Source organism: Arthrobacter sp. StoSoilB13 (assembly GCF_019977255.1).
GTDB lineage: Bacteria > Actinomycetota > Actinomycetes > Actinomycetales > Micrococcaceae > Arthrobacter.
In genome coordinates, this window is record NZ_AP024647.1 from 679,893 (window position 1) to 699,803 (window position 19,911).

Genomic DNA, 19,911 nt, shown 5'->3' on the forward strand with positions numbered 1-19,911 from the left:
CGACGGGTAGAGACCAGCCAGGCACGCTTCACGCCATGTCAGGGCTGATGGGCACGAACTCGATGCCATGCTGGACCTTCTTTTTTGGTCCGCGGTCGAAGCCCTTGGCGTCCAGGTTGTTTCCCGCCCGGAACGCAGCCAGGGCGTCGTCGAAGATCTCGTTGAGCCACTTGCCCGGGAAAACCTTCCGGGTGCCGTCGGCAAAGGTGACGGAAACAGCGGCGCTGGCGGGAAAATGCCTGCTCATCCGGATGAAGCCTTGGGAATCCTGCCGTAGGGAGATCATTGCTTGTCCACGCTTTCAGTATCTGGTTTCACCACATTTGCGTTTAAACACGTTCATGGAGTGAGTCCCACTGTGTCATGCCGACGGACTTGCCGCCTCATTCACCTTCCCCTGACCGGAAGATTGCCCATAAAGCCCTCGTTGCCGGCTCAAGGTGACTGAACGGCTTCGGTGTTGGCACGGTCTGCGGATGCCCCCTGCCTTCGGCTCGCCAGCAGGAACGGCACCGAAATGAGCTCAATAATGCCCGCGATGGCCAGCGACGCCGGGTAGCCGTAAAGGTCAGCCCCACGGCCAAGGAGTGGCTGTATCACTACGCCACCGCTGGATCCCATGAGCGAATCGAAGCTCAGCACTGTGGCGCGCTGCTTCGAGGGGATCATGTCATTGACGTACGCCTGCCGGACGGGAGTTGCCGCAGAGCCAACCACAGCCCACAGTGCCAGCAGCACCAGTGCCACCCAAAAGACACGGGTGAAACCGAGGACCAGCAAGATCACGAATCCCACCAGACCGCCCAGGATCATCACCGAGGTTCGTTTGTGGAACAAGCGCCGGGCATGCGGCGCAAGCCAACCGCCCAGGATTTGCGAGCCCGCCACAATTGCAGCGGCGAGGCCCGCAATGGAATAGGCATGGGGGTCGCCAAACAGGTCCAGGAGGTATGGCTGCAGGGCGTAGAAAACATAGATCCCGACGCCGGCACTAAAGGGAGCGGCGAGCATGACGTATCGGACCGGAGGGTTTTTGAGGCCGTTCTCGATCGAGGCAGTAAGCACTGCGCGGGTGGCACGGAAGGGGTGCGTGGACCGCTCAGGTGAGAATCCGACGTCGTGCATTAGCCCAAACGCCACGGCGAACATGGCAACCAGAACGAAAACCCGTAAGAGGAACGGCACACCAAGGTTGGTGGCTTGGGCGATCACCCCACCTGCCACCGAACCCAGCAGCATAGCCACACCCTGCACCATCTGGCCGCGGCCCAGAACGGTTTCAAGACCGCCTTCGTAGCCTGAGAAGCGCAAGGCGTCCACAAGCCAGGCCTCCACAGCTCCGGAAAAGAACGTGAACCCGAGGCCAAGGAGCACCGAGACAACGGCCCACATCCAAAACGGTGCAGAGATCTGCCACAGCACGAAGTACAAGTATGTAGAGGCCGCCAACGTGATCGTGCCAAGCAGGAAAGAAGTACGGCGACCCCAGCCGTCCGCGATCACGCCTGTAGGTACCTCGAAAAGGACCATCCCCGCTGTGAAGAAAGCGTTGGCAGCGAAGGCCTCGAGGTTGCTCAAGCCTGCATCAAGCAGGAAAAGCGTGTTAATACCCCAGATGAAGGAAGCTGCCACCGTGTTGCCCAGCGTCAGCGTGAGATAGACACGTTGAATCTTTCTGGCGGCGTCGTTCAGGGTGTCGCCGCCAGCGCTGGCAGGTGTGACCACACGCTCATTCTCGTCCGCTTGCCCGGCCTCCGCCAGATCCCGGGGAAGGTTTCGCTGCCGGGAGCCTGGTCCCGCTCCCGGCAGCTGCATCCATCCTTACGCCTGGTGGCTGACCAGATCGGCGTCCGTTGTGTTCGACTTTTCCCGCTCCCGGGAATGCACGGTGGCAAAGAACCCACCGAGTTCCGCCGTCGCGGTCAGGGGGAGTACGTTGGCGACGTATTGGTCCGGGCGGACCACCACCACCACGCCGTCGCGGCTGAGTCCGCGCAGCTCAAAGATGTCTGCTGCCGGGTCCGTGCCGAAGACCTTCTCGAGGTAGGTGAGCTTGAATGGTCCAACGGTGGGTTTGAACGCTGCGGGGACGGCGTTGATGTCTACGTTGGTGTGGTCCTGCTGGTAGATCACCTTCACATCGAACCAGGCGTCGCGGTCAGCGTCCGACGGCGTAGCCGCAAGCGGCGAGTCCGGCGAGTTCGCGATCCACTCGGCGAAGTCCGCGAGGCGGCCCGGGGCGCCGGCCTGCGCGGCATCGGCGAAGACGTAGATCCGCCAGCGGCCGTCTGCCTTGGCGTGGTGGCCCAGGTGCATCGGGTTCGTGTCGCAGACCCGCAGGACCGGGGCCGACTTGAAGCGCTTGCCGATGGGGAAGCCCGTGGCGAGTTCCTGGTGCGTGGGCTCGGCAACAAGCATGGACGGAGCGTACTGGGTCATGAAACCGGCAGGGAACTCGGCCGTGCTTGTGTAGAAGTTTTCAAGCTCTGTGGGGTCTTCGAACTCTTCGGGTTTCTTGGCCATCAAGGTGGACCACTGCTTGTCGAAGTCGATCAGGTTCTTGGCCACCACCTGACGCTCAGCGGAGTACGTGTCCAGGAGGCTCTCAGGGCTTCGGCCTTCCAGGACATGCCCGAGTTTCCAGCCGATGTTGAAGCCGTCCTGCATGGAAACGTTCATTCCCTGGCCGGCCTTTGCGCTGTGCGTGTGGCAGGCATCGCCGGTGATGAACACCCTCGGCGTCCGCGTCCCGCGTTCCTCCGGCAGGACGTCGTCGAACCTGTCCGTGAGCCGGTGCCCCACCTCATAAACACTGTGCCACGCGACGTTGCGGACATCCAGCGTGTAGGGGTGCAGGATGTCGTTGGCCTTCTGGATGATCTGCTCAATGGTGGTCTTCCGCACAGCGCCGTGATCCTCAGGCTTAACCTCGCCAAGGTCCACATACATGCGGAACAGGTGCCCGCCCTCGCGGGGGATCAGCAGGATGCTGCCGCCGGCGCCGGACTGGATAGCGCATTTGGTGCGGATATCCGGGAAGTCGGTGACGGCCAGAACGTCCATGACACCCCAGGCATGGTTGGCCTGGTCACCTGCGAGATGGCACCCGATGGACTCGCGGACCTTGCTGCGGGCACCATCGGCACCAACGACGTACTTGGCCCGGATGGTGCGCTCCTGGCCTTCGTCCGGCCCCGCAGTGTGCCCAAGGGTGACGGTGACCGGGTAGTCACCGACACCAGTGACCTGAAGACTGCGGAACTCGTAGCCGTAGTCAGGCTTCATGCGGGTGGGGGAGTTGGCCATGAACTCCGCGAAGTAGTCCAGCACGCGGGCCTGGTTCACGATCAGGTGCGGGAATTCGCTGATACCGGTGGGGTCATCCACTGTGCGGGCCGCGCGGACGATGCGCGAGTGGTCGGCGGGGTCCGGCTTCCAGAACGCCATTTCGGTGATGCGGTAGGCCTCAGCCGTGATGCGTTCGGCGAACCCGAACGCTTGGAAGGTCTCCACGCTGCGGGCCTGGATGCCGTCGGCTTGGCCGATGGCCAGACGACCGGGGCGCCGCTCGATGATACGCGTCGTGATATCCGGGAACTGAGCCAGTTGCGCGGCCGCCAGCATCCCTGCAGGGCCTGTACCGACGATGAGAACGTCGACTTCATCGGGAAGCTCGGCCGGGCGGTTGATTCCGACGCCGGCGGCTGGCTCGACCCGAGGGTCACCGGATACGTAACCGTGGTGGTGGAACTGCACGGGCTTTCCTCACTTCTTTGTGGGTTGAATTCTTATTGTGTTCTATAGTTGAACACCTTGTTCTATTATCGCTCACCCAATCGTAATGCGGCTCACAGTGAGGATCAAGTCTTTATGTAGCCGGCCGACGAGGCTTAGCGCAGGTTCACGGTGAATCCGGCCAGGACGTGTCAGGATCAGATATGCCTCGACTCATGCTCCTGGACACTGCTTCCTTGTACTTCCGCGCCTTTTACGGTGTTCCGGACTCCATCCGCCGCTCCGACGGCACACCCGTCAACGCCGTCCGCGGCCTGATGGACATGATTGCCCGCCTCACCACGGACTATGAAGCGACCCACGTGGTCGCCTGCTGGGACAATGACTGGCGCCCGAAGTGGCGTGTTGAGCTCATCCCCAGCTACAAGGCCCACAGGGTGGCCGAAATCGTGCCGGTGGGCCCCGACGTCGAAATCGTCCCCGATCCTCTCGAAGCGCAGATCCCGCTGATCCGCCACGTGCTGGACCTTGCGGGTATTGCTGTGGTGGGCATCGATGACCATGAAGCCGACGATGTCGTAGGAACATACGCCAGCCAGGCGCAGCTGCCCACCGATGTGGTCACGGGTGATCGGGACCTTTTCCAACTCGTCGACGATGATCGGGACGTCCGCGTCATTTACACCGCTCGTGGCATGAAGAACCTGGAAGTGGTCACCGACGTCGTCGTCGTTGGCAAGTACCGCGTGCTGCCGCAACAATACGCGGACTACGCCACACTGCGCGGCGATTCATCCGATGGCCTGCCGGGCGTTGCCGGTATCGGCGAGAAAACGGCCGCGTCCCTGCTCGCGGAACACGGCTCCCTTGAGGGCCTCCTGGAGGCAGCAGAGGATCCCGACGGCGGACTATCCAGTTCCGTACGCGCCAAGCTTTCCGCAGCGGCCGGATACCTTAAGGTAGCTCCCGCCGTCGTCAATGTGGTTCGCGACCTGCAGGTGCCCACACTTGAGGAGGCAGGCGCCCAACTGCGTCCCGTGACCGGCGAGGCACGCGCCGAGCTTGAGCGCTTGGCCAACGAATGGAACCTGGGTGGTTCAGTCAAACGATTGCTTGCGGCCCTTGGACACCCAACCACACCTTCACAGCTGATTGACAGCTTCAGAACAGCGTGGGCTTGGGTGATCGCCTCACTGTAGTAACAGGACGATGTTTACAGATCGTCTGGAAGTTACCAGCCGTTCGGACGGCTCAGCACCGTTAAATTGACGGCGGATTGAGGAGAGGCACCATGTCAAAGACCAAGAGAATCACGCTGGGCATCACAGCCGGAGCGTTGGCGCTGGGCGCAGGGCTGGGTGTCACCAGTGTCGCTTCAGCCACCACGACGCCGAGCGCAACGTCGTCAGCCGATGCCACCACGCCCGGGCAGGGCCACGGAAGGCCCGGAGGCCACGGTCCGGACCGCGGCCAGCTCGCAGCGGACCTTGCCGCCAAGTTGGGAGTGGACGAAGCCAAAGTCACCGACGCACTAAAGGCCTTCAGAGAAGCGAATAAGCCCACCACGCCACCAACCCAAGGCACCGAAGGAACCAAGCCGGACCGGGCGGCGCAGGAAGCAGCCTTGGCCAAGTCCCTGGCCGCAGCCCTGGGCATTGACGAATCCAAGGTCACTACCGCCTTGGAAGAAATTCGTGCTGCCGCCCAGCAGGAGCGAGCCGCTGCCCTCAAGACCCGGCTGGACAAGGCCGTGGCGGACGGCAAGCTCACACAGGCTGAAGCGGATGCCGTGACCAAAGCTGTTGAAGCTGGAGTCATCGGAGGCGGCGGCCACTAAGGCGCTGCCCCCCCGGGCAGGAGTAACCACCCCGCGATGCTCCGAAAGCAATAAGGATCCCCTGGACAGCTCCAGGGGATCCTTATCGTTGAGGCCAAACAGCTTCTGGAAGAACCAGGAAAATTCTTTTGAGAGGTTGTCGATTTCGTCTCGCACTGTTCGACCCATGAATGAGAAGGTCGAAGGGCGACCTTCCACAACACAGGAGATTGAGTGCAATGGCCAAGTACATGCTGATCATGCGGGCAACCGACGAATCGTTCGCCAAGTTCGAGAACATTGACTTCAACGAAATCCTCGAAGCCATGGGCAAGTTCAATGATGAACTGATTCGCGCCGGGGTGCTCCTGGCTGCAGAAGGACTGGACGATGCAAAGGAAAGCGTCGTGGTCGACTTCACCGGCGACACTCCGGTGGTCACTGATGGTCCGTACGGTGAAACCAAGGAACTGTTTGCCGGTTACTACATCCTCGATGTTGCGTCCAAGCAGGAAGCCGTCGAGTGGGCCAAGCGTGCGCCGATGACCGCGGGCACCAAGACGGAGATCCGACGAGTAACCAGCATCGACGAATTCCCCCAGGACAACGAATGGATCCAAAAGGAGCGGGCTTGGCGCGAACAGACCGGACAGCTCTAGACCGGACGGGCACTGCTTTGGGCAGCACTCAGTAACTGACGTGAGAAGCACCTGACGTGAGCAGTAACGAGGCAAGGGCCGCCGTCGAAGCGGTGTGGCGCAGCGAATCCGCCCGTATTGTCGGCGCCCTTGCCCGTTATACCGGAGACTTTCCACTGGCAGAGGACCTCGCACAGGAAGCACTCGCAGAGGCCCTCGTGTCATGGTCTGTCAACGGCGCACCTGCCAATCCCGTGGGATGGCTCCTCACAGCGGGTCGCCGTCGTGCCATCGATACTTTCCGGCGGCGGGCCGCTCTGGACGACAAATATGCGCTGCTGGCGCGCGACCTCACGGAGGAAGAAGCGGGCGTGGATGCGCTGTTCGACCCCCAAGCCATAGACGACGACGTCCTGGCCCTGATGTTCATTTCCTGCCACCCCGTGGTGACCAGGGAAGCCCGGATAGCCATGACTCTTCGCGTTGTGGGCGGCATGACCACGGAAGAGATCGCCAAGGCATTCCTGGTCCCGGTGCCAACCATCCAGGCGCGCATCACCCGGGCCAAGAAGACGCTCGCTGCTGCGCGCGTCCCCTTCGCAGTGCCCGAAGCCGAACAGGTCCCTGAGCGGCTTGGTTCGGTGCTGAATGTCGTCTATCTGATCTTCAACGAAGGAGCCTACGCTTCCGGAGGAGAAAACTGGATGCGGACCGAGCTGGCCAGTGAAGCACGTCGACTTGCCCGAGTGCTGGTCCGCGTGGCACCGGAGCCCGAAGCATTCGGGTTGCTTGCACTCATGGAACTCACAGCGGCGCGGTTCCCGGCAAGGCTCAACGCGGATGGCCAGCCGATCCTGCTGGAAAACCAGGATCGGCGTCGATGGGATCAGTCAGCAATCCGGCGCGGACGCGCAGCACTTTCGACGGCGGCTGGTTCCGGCCGTGGGCTCGGCGCCTACGGGCTGCAGGCTTCCATCGCCGAATGCCACGCTGTGGCGCACTCAGTGGAGGAGACGGACTGGGATCGAATCGTGGTTCTGTACGAGGCGCTCGGGCGACTCACGCCGTCGCCCATCATCGATTTGAACCGTGCCGTCGCCGTGTCCATGGCTTCCGGCCCTGCCGCCGCACTGGACCTCGTTGACGAATTGGATCGCAGGGGGGAACTCAAGGGCTCGCATCTCTTGCCGGCGGTAAGAGGCGAGCTGCTGTGGCGGCTTGGACGCGATGAAGAAGCGAGGGAAGCATTTCACCAAGCTCTTGAACTGTGCTCCAGCGGCGCCGAACGCTTGGTCCTTGAGCGAAAAATCAAGGACTTGCAACCCGGAGAACGCCAGTAAGCGCTCAAACGGGTGCATGCTAGCCCCTCGATGTGCGCCGGGCACTTTTATAGCCGGGCACTCTTCATGTTCGGAGGCTCTCTTATGTTCTGAGGGGTGTGTGGTGGTGGTTGCGTCGTGGTGTTTGGTTGGGGTCGATGTGTGGGGGTGGGGTGAACCAGGGTACGCCGGTGGTGGTGGTGATGGTCCATTGTTCTTTGTGGATGAGGTGGTGGTGGTGGCTGCAGAGCAGGGTGCCGTTGTCGGTTGACGTGGTGCCGCCGTGTGACCAGTAGGTGATGTGATGGGCTTCGCACCAGGGGGCGGGCATGGTGCAGTCGGGGAACGCGCAGCCTTGGTCCCGGGCGGTGATGGCTTTGCGGATGTGGGGCGGGAAGATCCGGGTGGTGCGGCCGATGTCCAGGATGCGGGAGTCGGTTCCGAGCAGGACGGGGAGGATGTCGGCGTCGCAGGCGATTTTGCGGATGGTGTCGGGGTGGATCGGGCCGGCGAAGGTGGCGGAGCCGGAGCTGAGCCGGGGGTGTTGCGGGTCAGGTCCGGTCCCTGTGCCTGTGGTCCGGGTGGGGGCCATGCGCGTGAGTCGTTGGAAGAGGTCGCGTTCGTCGATGGTGACGGCGAGCTGGGGTCGGAGTCCGCCGTTGGAGGGCAGTTTCCCTGTGGTCATGGCGACGGCGCAGGCTCCGACGAGGCCGTCGAGGAGTTTCTGGGCCCGGGAGCGCCGGTCCAGGTCCGGCCCGGCTGGTTCGCTCCCGCCGCCGGCCCCGTCGCTGGCCCTGTCACCGTCGCCCTTCCCATGGCCGCTCCCGTCGATGCTCTCGTTGGTTTCCCCGGTGACGTTGCCTTCGCCGGTGGCTGCGGTGGCTGCGGTGGCCGCGGTGGCTGTGGCTGTGTTGGTTGCGGTGGTGAGGCGGGGGTTGGTGGCGGTGTTCATGGCGGTGGTGAGTGTTTCGTATTGTTCGGTGGTGGCGAAGATTTCCAGGTGGTGCAGTCCGTGGCGGGGTTTGCGGATGAAGGTGCCTTGGAGCTGGCGGAGGATTTCTTCGCTGGGTTCCGGGCCGTCCTGGTCGATCAGGTCGTTCCAGCGTTTGGTCATTTTCAGGACGAAGTCGGGGTCGGACCCGGCGGCGGTGCGGGTGAGGGCGTGTTCCATCCGGGTGAGGGTTTCCTCGTCGGTGAGGAGCCGTACTTTATCCAGGGCGGTGCTGATGATGCTCGCGGACCGGGTGGGTATTTGTGTGGATTCGAGGGCTTGGGCCAGGATTTCGCGGCGGGCCGGGATGTGTTGCCCGGCGATTCCGGTCCCGGCGAGGACCTGGGAGGCCAGGGCGAGCCGGCGCCGGGCTTCGCTGATGCCGATACGCAAACGGGCCCGCAGGAATTCCGCGGCGTTGCGGTAGCCATCATCGGCCACCGCAGCAGCGTCCGCCGCAGCAGCGGCGGCGGACCCAGCAGCAGTATTGAAGCCAGCAGCGGTGGCGGATCCAGCAGCAGTATTGAAGCCAGCAGCGGCGGCGGATCCGCCGGCAGTGGAGAAGCCAGCAACGGCGGCGGATCCAGCAGCAGTATCGGATCCTGCAGCTGTGGCTGTGGCGGTGGCGGTGGCGGGGTTTGGTCGTGTGGGTGCGGGGTTGGTCCAGCCTGTCTGCCATCCCGTGCCTGCCGCGGAGGAGGGCCGTGCCTGCTGGGCTTGGGTGCGGGTCCGTTCCACGGCGTGGGCTGCGATGACCTGCAGGTATTCCACGGTGCGGGCGATCTCCTCCACCCGCCCGGCGAACCCCGCGGCTTCGGCAAACCCGAACCCCGCGGCACCGGCCACGGTGACGGAACGCAGACTTTCCAAGGCCTCAACGCTCTCAGCCAGCGCATCCCCAAGCCCCAGCGCATCCCCAAGCCCGAGCGTATCCTCATGCCCCGGCGCGCCCTGATGTCTTAGCGGACTCCCAAGTCCCAGGGAACCGCCCACTCCTGGGGAAACAGGGCTGACTTCAGGATCGACCCTAATTCCTGGATCGACTTCAACTTCAGGATCGCCCTCAAGGCCAGCGAAGGGCAGTGGTTCCAGGCCGTGAACACGCTCGACTTCACGGTCCATTTCGCTGAGGGTGGCGAAGGATTTCGGTTCAATGCCGCGAAGCAGCGCCATGGCCCTGAGCTTCTCCGAATCGCCGCTTGCCGCAGCCGACGCCCTCGGGCTTTCACAGCCGGCATGGCCGCTGGCAGGACCGGTGTGGTTTCCTCGGGGAAGGCCCCGGGGGCGCACCGCGACACCAGGCATCGCTGCCCGACGCGCCATAATTTCCCCAATGCTTCCCATGAATAAACCCTCTCACCAGGGTCTGACATTTTTAGGAAGCACCTCCAAGGGCTCAGCCGGGATAGCCATACTCCTCATCAGATACCAACTCGCCCCAGGTTGTTTCGGAACCGTCTGAGGCTCCGGTGGTTTCCCACATGGCAAGGTGGCTCATGAAATGGTCCGGAGCAGCACCGTGCCAGTGCCACTCGCCCGGCGGTGTGTAGATGGTGTCACCTTGACGGGCCACCTTGACCTCGCCTCCGCGCGCCTGCACCAGGCACACACCGTCGGTCACGTAGAGCGTCTGTCCAGCCGCGTGGGTGTGCCACGCCGTTCTCGCACACGGTGCGAAGCGGACGATGTTCACCCGCAGCCGGGAGGGCTCGTCTCCCTTGGCGATGACGTCGAAATATACGTCGCCGGTGAAGAGCCCTGATGGCCCCTTGGTGCTGTTGGTTTTGGGGGTAATCTCCATCGTTCCTTTTTCGTTGCGGAATTAGTTGCGGTTCGTCTTGCGTTTCGTCGCGCGGAGGTCGTGGCCGGGTTCAGGCGTGCCAGGTTCAGAGGCGGGCGTGGTGGCAGCCCAACTCGCAAGCAGTTGCAGGGCATCCTCAGTCCCGGTGCCGGGCTCCGCGTTGTAGATGGTCATGGTCAGGCCGTCGTCAGCGGACAACTCAAACGCCTCGTAGAGCATGTGCAGGTCCCCGACGATCGGATGACGGAATTGTTTCTTGCCGGTGTAATGCTGCCGGACGTTGTGCGCAGCCCAGCGCACACGGAATTCTTCGCTGCGGGTGGACAGCTCGCCTACGAGGTCAGTGAGTCCACGGTCGTAAGGGTCCCGCCCGGCCTCAGTCCGCATAATGGCCACCGTGTCGTTGGCGGCCCGTTCCCAATCGGTGTAGAAGTCATGGCTGCGGGGATCGAGGAAGAGGAAGCGGGCAAGGTTGGGTGGTCCGGAAGGGTTGTCGTAGCTTTCCGAGTACAGTGCCCTGCCCAAGGCGTTGGTAGCGAGGATATCGAGCCGGCCATTGCGCACGAATGCCGGCGAATGGGTGATTGCGTCCAATGTGAGTTGGACGCCCTGCCGGATGGATTGCTTCCGTACCGGCCGACGCCGCAACCGCCCGCCGTCGTTGGCCGCACGGGCGAGGTCCAAGAGATGCGCCCGTTCGGCGTCGTCCAGTTGCAGGGCATTGGCGAGCGATTCGAGGACGCTATCCGAGACGCCTGAGAGGTTCCCCCGCTCCAAGCGGGTGTAGTACTCAACACTGACGCCGGCAAGCATGGCAACTTCGCCTCGGCGGAGCCCCAGGACGCGCCGGTTGCCGCCATAGGCGGCAAGCCCAGCTTGTTCGGGGGTGATCTTCGCTCTTCGTGTCGAGAGGAAATCGCGCGTCTCGGTACGGTTGTCCATGTTTCCAACGGTAGGGGTTTTGGTCTCCCAAGGGAGTCCCTGTCAGTACCCCTAACAGCAGTAACTCCTTGCATTGTGGAAAAGAGGGTTAGATGGAAACATCCACTGATCTTCATCACGCAGGAGAAACATGCCTTCCGCTAACGCTTATGCTTCACCCTCGGCCACGGGCGACCTCACCCTGACCACCATCGAACGTCGCGGGGTTGGACCTCACGATGTCCACATTGACATCAAATTCGCTGGCATCTGTCACTCGGACATCCACACTGTGCGCGGCGATTGGGGTCCCCAGCAGTACCCGCTGGTCCCTGGCCACGAGATTGCCGGCATCGTTACCGAAGTTGGCCCGAACGTCACCAAGCACAAAGTCGGCGACCGGGTTGGTGTTGGCTGCATGGTCAACTCGTGCAAGGAGTGCCGGAACTGCTTGGCGGGCGAGGAACAGTACTGCCTCAACGGCAACGTGGGCACTTACGGAGCAATTGACCGTGACGGTACCGTCACTCAGGGCGGTTACTCGAGCAGCGTGGTGGTGAACGAGGACTTTGTCGTCACCATCCCTGAAGCGCTGGATCTCGACGTTGCTGCACCGCTGCTGTGCGCAGGCATCACGACTTTCTCCCCGCTGCACCACTGGGAAGCCGGCCCTGGCAAGAAGGTCGCGATCGTGGGCCCTGGGCGGCCTGGGCCACATGGGGGTCAAGATTGCCCACGCCATGGGTGCCGAGGTGACGGTTTTGTCGCAGTCCCTGAAGAAGATGGAAGATGGCCTCAATCTTGGCGCTGACCACTATTACGCCACCAGTGATCCTGCCACGTTCGAGCAACTGGCAGGTACTTTTGACCTCATCATCAACACGGTCAGTGCTTCCATCGATATCAGCGCCTACCTGCAACTGCTGAGCCTTGACGGCACGCTGGTGAACGTTGGCGCGCCGGCCGAGCCGCTGCCCGTGAATGCTTTCGCCCTCATCGGTGGGCGCCGCAGGTTCGCCGGCTCCATGATTGGCGGAATCCGCGAAACCCAGGAGATGCTGGACTTCTGCGCCGAGCACGGGCTCGGTGCCGAGATTGAGGTCATCCCCGCCAGCAAGATCAACGATGCCTATGAGCGCGTACTCGCCTCCGATGTGCGTTATCGCTTCGTCATTGACGCGTCCACCATTGGCTAGCACGCCGACCCAACAGCAAGACCACTGAAGGGGCCACGCCTCCTCGCAGCCGTCAGGTTGATCGAGGGGCGTGGCCTTTTTAGTACTGGCAAGCAGGGACAATGGTGTGGTGACTTTTAGACTGGAGACCATTGGCGCAGATCTGGTCTTCGCTGATTCCCTGGGAAAGCTCACCGCCGCGCTCAAAAGCCAGGGCGACGGCGGAACGGTGGTCGTCCAGGCGCCACCCGGGACGGGAAAGACAACCTTGGTTCCTCCGCTGCTGGCCAACCTCGTGGAGGAGGGGCGCCCGGGCCCGCCCCGCGTCGTCGTCACCCAACCGCGCAGGGTGGCCGCGCGTTCAGCCGCCCGCCGCCTTGCCTCGCTCGACGGCAGCCGTCTGGGCAGCCGGGTGGGTTATACAGTCCGCGGCGAGAGCAAATCGGGCCCGGACACTGTGGTGGAATTCGTCACTCCCGGCATTCTCTTGCGGCGCCTCCTGGCTGATCCGGGACTTGAGGGCACGCAAGCGGTGATCCTGGATGAGGTCCACGAGCGAGGCCTCGAAACCGACCTGCTGGTGGGCATGCTCGCGGAAGTCCAGGAACTCCGGGGCGACCTCACGCTGGTGGCCATGTCGGCAACCGTTGACGCGAAGCGTTTCGCCAGCCTGCTGGGTCAAAACGGGCTGGAGCGAGGCGGCTTGGGGGAGGCCGACGGCGGCGTGCCGGCTCCCGTCGTCGACTGTCCTTCCGTGCTGCACGCCCTGGAGGTCCAGTGGGTTCCGGCCCTGGGCCAGCGCTTGGACGATCGCGGCGTGGCATACAGCTTCCTTAACCATGTTGCCGAAACAACGGTGGCTGCCCACGAGGAAGCGCTCGTGGAGAACCCCGACGTTGACGCTTTGGTCTTCCTCCCAGGCGTCCGTGAAGTGTCCGACGTCGCCAGCCGCCTCCGCGGGCGGGTCCAGGCCGGTGTTGAGGTACTTGAGCTGCACGGCCAGATCGGTCCGGATGCCCAGGACCGGGCGGTTTCGGGCCGGGAACCCGGCGGCCCTCCTCGAATTATTGTGTCAACGGCGTTGGCCGAGTCGTCACTCACGGTGCCGGGCGTCCGGCTCGTTATTGATTCCGGCCTGTCACGTGAACCGCGTCGTGACGCGGGCAGAGGCATGTCCGGACTGGTGACGGTGTCCTGCTCGAAGGCTTCTGCGGAGCAGCGGGCCGGCCGCGCAGGGCGCCAAGGACCAGGCAGGGTTGTCCGGTGCTACGACCAGCAGGCCTTCGCTGCTGCGCCAGCACATCAAACCCCGGAGATTTCGGTGGCCGACCTCACCAGCGCCGCTCTGGTCATCGCTTGCTGGGGAGCACCCGGGGGCCGGGGGCTTGCACTGCCCGACGCACCACCGCGTGCCGCTATGGATGACGCCGTCGAGGTTCTTCGGGAACTCGGTGCTGTGACAGTGGAAGGAACTGTCACGGACCTGGGCAGGACACTCGCGAAGATCCCGGCAGACCCGCGGCTGGCCCGCGCGTTGCTGGACGGTTCCGCGCTGGTTGGCCGCCGCCTTGCCGCTGAAACCGTGGCACTGGTGGCCGGTGATCAACGCGCACCTGGCGCCGATCTCACAAAACTCCTGGCCGCAGTTCGTTCCGGATCAGCCCCGGCAGCCCGACGGTTCGCCGAGGACGTCAAACGGATGGAATCGTTTGCGCGTCAGGAGACCTCCGACGTCGTGAAAGCGCCGTTGGACGTTTCAGCGAGGGAGGCTGCGGGGTTCGTGGTCGCCTTGGCCTTCCCGGACCGTATTGCCAGGCGGGTTCCCGGCCAAGGGGCACCCACGTATCTGCTGACATCGGGCACCAGGGCTGGTTTGCCCGCGGGTAGCTCCCTGGCCGGTCATGACTGGTTGGCCGTGGCCGAGGTTTCCCGCGCCCAAGGCAGGGATGCCGCGGGCACGGGAGCCGTGATCCGATCGGCGGCGCCCCTGTCCGCCGAACTGGCGGTGGCTGCGGCGCCGGAGCTGTCGGTGGAGGAAGTAACGGCACGTTTCGCCCAAGGCCGGGTGACCGCCAGGCTTGAGCGGAGGCTGGGAGCCCTTGTGCTGTCCTCGACGCCCGTGCGCCCCAGCGTCGAGCAGGGCCGACATGCTGTTGCAATTGCGCTGGAAAAGGCAGGACTCTCGATGATCGGGTGGTCCGCTGGGGCAGATGCGCTGCGCCGGCGTCTGGCCTTGTTGCACCGGGAGCTGGGCGATCCGTGGCCGGATGTCAGCGAATCCGCCCTGTTGGCCAGGTTGGATGACTGGCTTGCCCCGGAGCTCGAATCCATGGCCACCGGTACCCAGGCCGCCACCATTGACCTCACCGATCCACTCCGGCGCCTGCTCCCGTGGCCCGAGGCTTCCACCTTGGACAGCCTGGTGCCTGAGCGCCTTCAGGTGCCCAGCGGCTCGCGGGTGAGGATCGAGTACCCAGAGGTCGCTGACGGCTCCGGGGGGCCGGATCGAAAGAATGCGGAGCACGACGGCGGTAGCCCGGTTGTAGCGGTCAAGCTGCAGGAATGCTTCGGCTGGGACCGCACGCCCCGCCTAATTGGCGGAAGGGTACCGGTGCTTTTCCACCTTTTGTCTCCCGCAGGCAGGCCGTTGGCAGTGACAGCCGATCTCGCTTCGTTCTGGTCCGGGCCCTACTCCCAGGTTCGGGCAGAGATGCGTGGGCGCTACCCCAGGCATCCCTGGCCCGAAGATCCGTGGACGGCACTGGCTACGGCCAAAACCAAGAACCGCATGTAACCCGACCGATGAGAAAAACTGCTAGGCAAGCCTTTCCAACATGAACTGGATCTCGCCGTCCACGAACGTGCCTATTACGCTGCTTGCCGCAAACTCATCCGGGGCCGTTGTCAGTGGGTCCCGCTCGAACGCGGTGAAGTCGGCGCGTTTGCCCACCGTGATGGAGCCCGAAACGTCCCACAGTCCTGCAGCCCGCGCCGCGTGCGAGGTGTAGCCCTCAAGCGCTTGGAGTGCGGTGAGCGCCTGGGCTGGTGCGATGGGTTCCTGCTCCGGATGTCCGGAACGGCGCCGCAACTGGGCGTCTGCAATGATCGGCAAGGGTGCGTACGGAGCGATCGGCCAGTCGGAGCCGATGCCCACGGTGACTCCGGCCTCGCGGAGGTCCCTGCAACGCCATGCGCGGTCGGCACGGACCTTGCCTAGCCGGGTGGACCAATTGTCACTGTGGTCAGCCACGGAATAATGCGTGCAGTGCGTCGGCTGCATACTCGCCACGACTCCGGCGTGCTGGAAGCGTTCCACCAGCTGGTCGGGCACCGTTTCGATATGTTCAATCCTGTGAACTGTCTGGCGGAGCACGTCCGAGGGCACAACACCGCGGAGCGACTCCAAGGCGTCCAGGACATGTTCCACGCCGGCATCGCCAATGGCGTGTGTCGCCGTCGGGATTCCCCGGGAGGCAAAGTAGCGTACCGCAGCTGTGTATTCTTCCGGCCGTGGCCAGAATGGCGCAGTGGATTGGCCGTACAGGTCCGGCTCGTAAAGCCACGCCGTCCCATTGTCCACGGTTCCATCAACGAACAGTTTGATGGCCTCGACCGACCAGCGGCGTCCGCCGGTGCCTACAGTGCGGGCAAGCTGCTTCCATTCGGCCACGCCAGTGCCCGGCATGCACCACGGCGCACTCCGCAACCGCAGCGGCAGCTCACCGTCGGCTTCCAAAGCCTGAAGTAGAGCCGTCGACTCCTCGTCATGGTCCATGACGTGCCCGCCGGTCAGGCCGGACCGGGCGAAGTCGCGGAGCAAGACACCCAGGCGGGTCTTGCGGTCCTCAAACGATTCCTTGGGAATGTGACGCTGCACCAGTTCAATGGCCGCCGCTTCGAGGAGCATCCCGGTGGGGACGCCGTCGGCGTCGCAGACCACCTCGGCGGACTGGTCGAATTCAACGCGGCCACTGATCCCGGCCAATTCCAGTGCCCGGCTGTTCGCCAACGCCGAATGCCCGTCGAACAAACGGATCATCGCCGGCCGGTCTCCGGAGACTTCGTCGAGCACACTCCGGTGCAGGGGTACTGGGCCAAACGCGTTCGGATTCAGACCCCAGGCACGCAACCAGCCGCCGTCGTCCGATGGCACTGCGCCGGTCATTGATTCTGCGCCGTTCATTGATTCTGACTGCAGCAGCGCGCGTACTTCAGCCAAAGTCGACGCGCCGGACAGATCACAGCCGATGGTCAGGTCCAGGCCAAACACCGGGTGGATGTGGCAATCCACCAGGCCCGGCGTAAGTGTCGCACCGCCAAGGTCCACTACCCGTGTACTTGGCCCACGCCACTGCTGGGCATCCTCCCGGGTTCCGACGGCGGCTATCAACCCGTCGCGGACGGCAACGGCCTGAATGGCCGGTCGGGAACCGTTATCCGGGTGGTCGTCGAGCGTGTGGATGGTGTCGGCAAGGACAATGAGGTCAGGAGTCATGGGTTTCGAAGCTTCCAATCCGAGCGAAGATGTGTGGGCGGGCGCTGCGCAATCTGCGGGCTGTCAGCAGGCCTGCCAGGAAAACAAGGGGGGTCACCAGCAGGAGGATGGTGTTGGTAAGGGCATCGGCGAAAGTCAGCAGTTCGATGTTGATGGCGATCAGGGCAACCACACCGAAGAGCAGGATGGCTGAAGCGATGCTCAAAGGAATGAGCAGCCGGTTGGTCACAGCTTCCGGGTTGCGCCGAAGGTAGATGAAAGCTGCCACGGACACCAGTCCCTGCAACGCGACAATGCCGAAGATGCCGGGGGTGTTGACCCAGATCAGCAGCTGCTTGTAAGGATCGGCGCCGGCGATGGCGCAAATAATGATGACGACGGCTGCGAGGGCTGTCTGGATCTGTCCGGCGCGGTGCGGGGACTTGTACTTCGGATGGGTCCTCCCGAGGAAAGCGGGAAGGACGCCGTCCTTTGCCAGCATGTAAACGTAGCGGTTGATGGCATTGTGGAAGGCAAGCTGGGAGGCATAGACACTGGTCACGATCAGCACGTACATGACAACCTCGGCCCACGGACCCACGTAGTGATTGATCGTGGCGAAGAACATGCCGTCGGCCAACTCACCTGCAGCTGCCATCACGTCACCATCGCCGTAGGCCTGGATGACCGTCCACACGATGAACGCATAGAACACGGACATGAAGCCGACCGCGATGTAGGTTGCCCGCGGGACGGACTTGTCCGGGTTTCGGGCCTCACGGCGGTACAGCACGGTGGATTCAAAGCCCATGAAAGCGGCGAAGCAGATGGCAAGGATGGCCAGGACGCCAGGGGTGAACGCATGCTCGGGGGAGAAGGAGGCAAGGCTGATGCCTTGGGCGCCCCCGTTCGCCAGGATGCCGGCGCCCATGACGGCAAGGATGGCGGTCTCGGCAATGAGCAGGACACCCAGGACCTTTGCCCCGACGTCGATGCCCCGATAGCCAAGGAACCAGACGGCGGCGACGGCCATCAAGGCGACTGCCGGCCATGGTACGTCCAGGCCGAAGAGTGTTCGAAGCATGGCCTGGGTCTGGACTGCGAAGAGCCCGTAGACGCCAATCTGCAGGCAGTTATAGGAGACGATGGCGAGGATGGCGGAGGCCAGACCTACCGTTTTTCCCATGGCAAGAGTGATGTAGGTGTAGAAGCCGCCGGCTGCTTTGACGTGCTTGGTCATGGCCATGAAAGCCACAGCGAAGATCAAGAGAACGGCGCCGGCGATGACGTAGCCCATGGGGGCGCCAATGCCCCCGATGCCAATGGCCACAGGTGCCACACCTGCCATCACGGTCAGGGGGGCTGCTGCGGAGATGACCAGGAAGGCAATGCCGCCTGTGCCGATGGCATTTTTCTTGAGCCCGTTTCCAGCATCCGCTGCAGGAGGGCGGGTTTCGATTTCAGACATGGTGTCCTCGGAGATCTAATGCGGGGAGATTTGGGGGGAGCCGATCGATAAGCGAAAGGCTTTCGTTTATCGTAGGGCCTTGTGATTGGGCGCACAATACCTTTGCCCAAACTTCTGGCTAGAGTCGTAACAACACATTGATTGGAGAACCCGAATGCCACGCCCGCTGGTTCCGCTGATATCCATCGACGCACTCGTCACGGCCGCCTTGGAACTGGTGGACGAGGCCGGGGACTTCAGCCTGCCCAAACTGGCCAAGAGGATCGGCGTCAGTCAATCGTCCATCTACAACCATGTCAGCGGCCGCGAACAAATACTGGAGCTGATGCGGGGACGGATCATCGCCCAGAGCCCTTACGCCCTCCATGAAGGGCAGGACTGGGAGGACGCCCTCAGGGTCATCGTCCGCGCCTACCGCGACGCCTTCGCCCGGCACCCCCGTCTGGCGCCCCTGCTGGTCTTGCAAACTGTGCAGGACGATCAGGTGCTGGCTCTCTATGAGAGTCTGGCGGTCGCCCTCGAAAATGCCGGTTTCCAGGGACAGGATGTGGTTTCGGCCATCTCCACGATCGACAGTTTTGCCTTGGGATTTGCGTTGGACCTGGCCGCTCCCGACGTCGTGTGGGCCCCTCCCGTTGACGGCTACCCGGCCCTTACCCAGGCGTTAACGCACGCGGGTCCGCCGGACAAGCGGGGTGAAGCAGCCTTCGATTTCGGTTTGGAGATCCTGGTAGCAGGGCTCCGTTCACGCCTCAACTCCCCGGTGCCGTGAACAGCGCTGTGAACGGCGCTGTGAATCCTTTACAAACCTGGTGGGCGGCTGTGGTCCGTGGCTTCACCGACGTCCACACGACGGCCGTGCCCCTATCTGCGTTGGTGGCGATTCTTGCCGCAGCAACCATTTTGAGCATCCCTCGAGCCACATGGCGATGGTTCGGTCTCTACGTCACCTTCGTCCATGAACTGGGCCACGCCTATGCCGCCCTCATGACGGGGCGATTCGTCCACAGCCTCCGCATCGGACTGGATCATTCGGGCCGTCTCGTCAGCAGCGGCCGGAGCCCCTTTGGTGCGGCCTGGTCAGGGTTCTGGGGATACCCCGCGCCCGCGGTCGTGGGACTTGCCTTGATCGCTGCGTTCGCCGCCGGCCGGTCAGGGGCCGCAATGTCTGTAGGCGCCCTCATCCTGCTGGTCTCCCTGATTTTCCTGCGCAACCTGACAGGGATCCTCGTGGCGGTGGTCAGCGCAGCTATCGCCCAGCTTTTGGTCTTCTTCGGATCGCCCACCATCGTTGACTACGCTGTGCTGGCCCTGGGGATCGCCCTGTCAGTGGGTGCCATGCGCGACCTTTTCAAGCTTGCCGGTGTCCATACACGGCGCCGGGACCGGCTCGCAGCCTCGGACGCCTACATCCTTGGCCAAACTACGGGTGTCCCGTCATTCCTGTGGCTGACAGGATTCTCAGTCGTCATCACAGGAAGCACAGTCACCTCAGCATGGTTGTTGTGGGGCATGGTGCCGGCCTAGTACCCGTTGGCCGCTTCGCCGGCGACTCTTCGTCCGCAACTGGGTC

15 protein-coding genes and 1 pseudogene are annotated in these 19,911 nt (G+C 63.4%); 8 read left to right on the forward strand and 8 right to left on the reverse strand.

The genetic code is table 11. The features are described from left to right. Positions 1-28: 28 nt before the first annotated feature. The 3 genes from LDP01_RS03210 to LDP01_RS03220 all read right to left on the reverse strand — a co-directional run bounded on the left by LDP01_RS03210 (position 29) and on the right by LDP01_RS03220 (position 3,756). Positions 29-247 carry a hypothetical protein gene (locus tag LDP01_RS03210; protein ID WP_346658900.1) on the reverse strand — a complete coding sequence of 73 codons (219 nt, stop codon included), beginning with the start codon at positions 245-247 and terminating at the stop codon, positions 29-31. A gap of 188 nt (positions 248-435) precedes the next feature. Further along, positions 436-1,692 (reverse strand): MFS transporter, encoded by a 1,257-nt coding sequence (locus tag LDP01_RS03215; protein ID WP_224091003.1) that lies wholly within the window; start codon positions 1,690-1,692, stop codon positions 436-438. 129 nt (positions 1,693-1,821) lie between these two features. Continuing rightward, a complete protein-coding gene (locus tag LDP01_RS03220; RefSeq protein WP_224090150.1) occupies positions 1,822-3,756 on the reverse strand; it encodes an FAD-binding monooxygenase in 1,935 nt (644 codons plus the stop codon). A gap of 182 nt (positions 3,757-3,938) precedes the next feature. Between LDP01_RS03220 and LDP01_RS03225 the strand changes: the two genes are divergently transcribed. From LDP01_RS03225 to LDP01_RS03240, 4 genes are all read left to right on the forward strand, one after another. Beyond that, positions 3,939-4,934, forward strand: coding sequence for a 5'-3' exonuclease (locus tag LDP01_RS03225; protein WP_224090151.1), 996 nt, complete (start codon positions 3,939-3,941; stop codon positions 4,932-4,934). Positions 4,935-5,026: 92 nt separating this feature from the next. Then, on the forward strand, positions 5,027-5,572 hold the full coding sequence (locus LDP01_RS03230) for a hypothetical protein (protein ID WP_224090152.1): 546 nt from the start codon (positions 5,027-5,029) through the stop codon (positions 5,570-5,572). Between the two features lie 218 nt (positions 5,573-5,790). Then, on the forward strand, positions 5,791-6,210 hold the full coding sequence (locus LDP01_RS03235) for a YciI family protein (protein WP_224090154.1): 420 nt from the start codon (positions 5,791-5,793) through the stop codon (positions 6,208-6,210). 56 nt (positions 6,211-6,266) lie between these two features. Continuing rightward, complete coding sequence (locus LDP01_RS03240; RefSeq protein ID WP_224090155.1) at positions 6,267-7,529, forward strand: RNA polymerase sigma factor; 1,263 nt, start codon at positions 6,267-6,269, stop codon at positions 7,527-7,529. 82 nt (positions 7,530-7,611) lie between these two features. On the opposite strand, the gene LDP01_RS03245 is transcribed toward LDP01_RS03240, so the two are convergent. From LDP01_RS03245 to LDP01_RS03255, 3 genes are read right to left on the reverse strand one after another with little or no spacing between them, the layout of a single operon-like run. Further along, positions 7,612-9,843 (reverse strand): HNH endonuclease signature motif containing protein, encoded by a 2,232-nt coding sequence (locus tag LDP01_RS03245; protein ID WP_224090157.1) that lies wholly within the window; start codon positions 9,841-9,843, stop codon positions 7,612-7,614. A 52-nt stretch (positions 9,844-9,895) separates the two neighbouring features. Next, a complete protein-coding gene (locus LDP01_RS03250) occupies positions 9,896-10,300 on the reverse strand; it encodes a (R)-mandelonitrile lyase (protein ID WP_224090159.1) in 405 nt (134 codons plus the stop codon). Positions 10,301-10,321: 21 nt separating this feature from the next. Further along, positions 10,322-11,242: a helix-turn-helix transcriptional regulator gene (locus tag LDP01_RS03255; protein WP_224090161.1), complete on the reverse strand. Its 921-nt coding sequence runs from the start codon at positions 11,240-11,242 to the stop codon at positions 10,322-10,324. A gap of 130 nt (positions 11,243-11,372) precedes the next feature. Here LDP01_RS03255 and LDP01_RS03260 point away from each other — a divergent pair. Continuing rightward, a pseudogene (locus LDP01_RS03260) lies at positions 11,373-12,417 on the forward strand (NAD(P)-dependent alcohol dehydrogenase). 85 nt (positions 12,418-12,502) lie between these two features. After that, the gene (gene hrpB, locus LDP01_RS03265) at positions 12,503-15,190 is read left to right on the forward strand and encodes an ATP-dependent helicase HrpB (protein ID WP_346658921.1); all 2,688 of its coding nucleotides are present in this window, start codon (positions 12,503-12,505) and stop codon (positions 15,188-15,190) included. A 21-nt stretch (positions 15,191-15,211) separates the two neighbouring features. Here the strand turns inward: hrpB and LDP01_RS03270 are convergent, their stop codons facing one another. Continuing rightward, the gene (locus LDP01_RS03270; RefSeq protein ID WP_224090163.1) at positions 15,212-16,891 is read right to left on the reverse strand and encodes an amidohydrolase; all 1,680 of its coding nucleotides are present in this window, start codon (positions 16,889-16,891) and stop codon (positions 15,212-15,214) included. Then, positions 16,881-18,338 (reverse strand): APC family permease, encoded by a 1,458-nt coding sequence (locus LDP01_RS03275; protein ID WP_224090164.1) that lies wholly within the window; start codon positions 18,336-18,338, stop codon positions 16,881-16,883. Before LDP01_RS03275 ends, LDP01_RS03270 begins: the two co-directional genes overlap by 11 nt. A 154-nt stretch (positions 18,339-18,492) precedes the next feature. Between LDP01_RS03275 and LDP01_RS03280 the strand changes: the two genes are divergently transcribed. Both LDP01_RS03280 and LDP01_RS03285 read left to right on the forward strand, forming a co-directional pair. Further along, positions 18,493-19,110, forward strand: a complete 618-nt coding sequence (locus tag LDP01_RS03280; RefSeq protein WP_224090165.1) for a TetR/AcrR family transcriptional regulator C-terminal domain-containing protein — start codon at positions 18,493-18,495, stop codon at positions 19,108-19,110. Further along, on the forward strand, positions 19,107-19,865 hold the full coding sequence (locus tag LDP01_RS03285) for a M50 family metallopeptidase (RefSeq protein WP_224090166.1): 759 nt from the start codon (positions 19,107-19,109) through the stop codon (positions 19,863-19,865). The genes LDP01_RS03280 and LDP01_RS03285 overlap by 4 nt, the downstream gene beginning before the upstream one ends. Positions 19,866-19,911 lie beyond the last annotated feature (46 nt).

Bases quoted from the DNA above. Each gene is read 5' to 3' on its own strand.
- LDP01_RS03210 (WP_346658900.1), bottom strand. From the start codon at position 247: ATGAGCAGGCATTTTCCCGCCAGCGCCGCTGTTTCCGTCACCTTTGCC.
- LDP01_RS03225 (WP_224090151.1), top strand. From the start codon at position 3,939: ATGCCTCGACTCATGCTCCTGGACACTGCTTCCTTGTACTTCCGCGCC.
- LDP01_RS03230 (WP_224090152.1), top strand. From the start codon at position 5,027: ATGTCAAAGACCAAGAGAATCACGCTGGGCATCACAGCCGGAGCGTTG.
- LDP01_RS03235 (WP_224090154.1), top strand. From the start codon at position 5,791: ATGGCCAAGTACATGCTGATCATGCGGGCAACCGACGAATCGTTCGCC.
- LDP01_RS03245 (WP_224090157.1), bottom strand. From the start codon at position 9,843: ATGGGAAGCATTGGGGAAATTATGGCGCGTCGGGCAGCGATGCCTGGT.
- LDP01_RS03250 (WP_224090159.1), bottom strand. From the start codon at position 10,300: ATGGAGATTACCCCCAAAACCAACAGCACCAAGGGGCCATCAGGGCTC.
- LDP01_RS03255 (WP_224090161.1), bottom strand. From the start codon at position 11,242: ATGGACAACCGTACCGAGACGCGCGATTTCCTCTCGACACGAAGAGCG.
- LDP01_RS03270 (WP_224090163.1), bottom strand. From the start codon at position 16,891: ATGACTCCTGACCTCATTGTCCTTGCCGACACCATCCACACGCTCGAC.
- LDP01_RS03275 (WP_224090164.1), bottom strand. From the start codon at position 18,338: ATGTCTGAAATCGAAACCCGCCCTCCTGCAGCGGATGCTGGAAACGGG.
- LDP01_RS03280 (WP_224090165.1), top strand. From the start codon at position 18,493: ATGCCACGCCCGCTGGTTCCGCTGATATCCATCGACGCACTCGTCACG.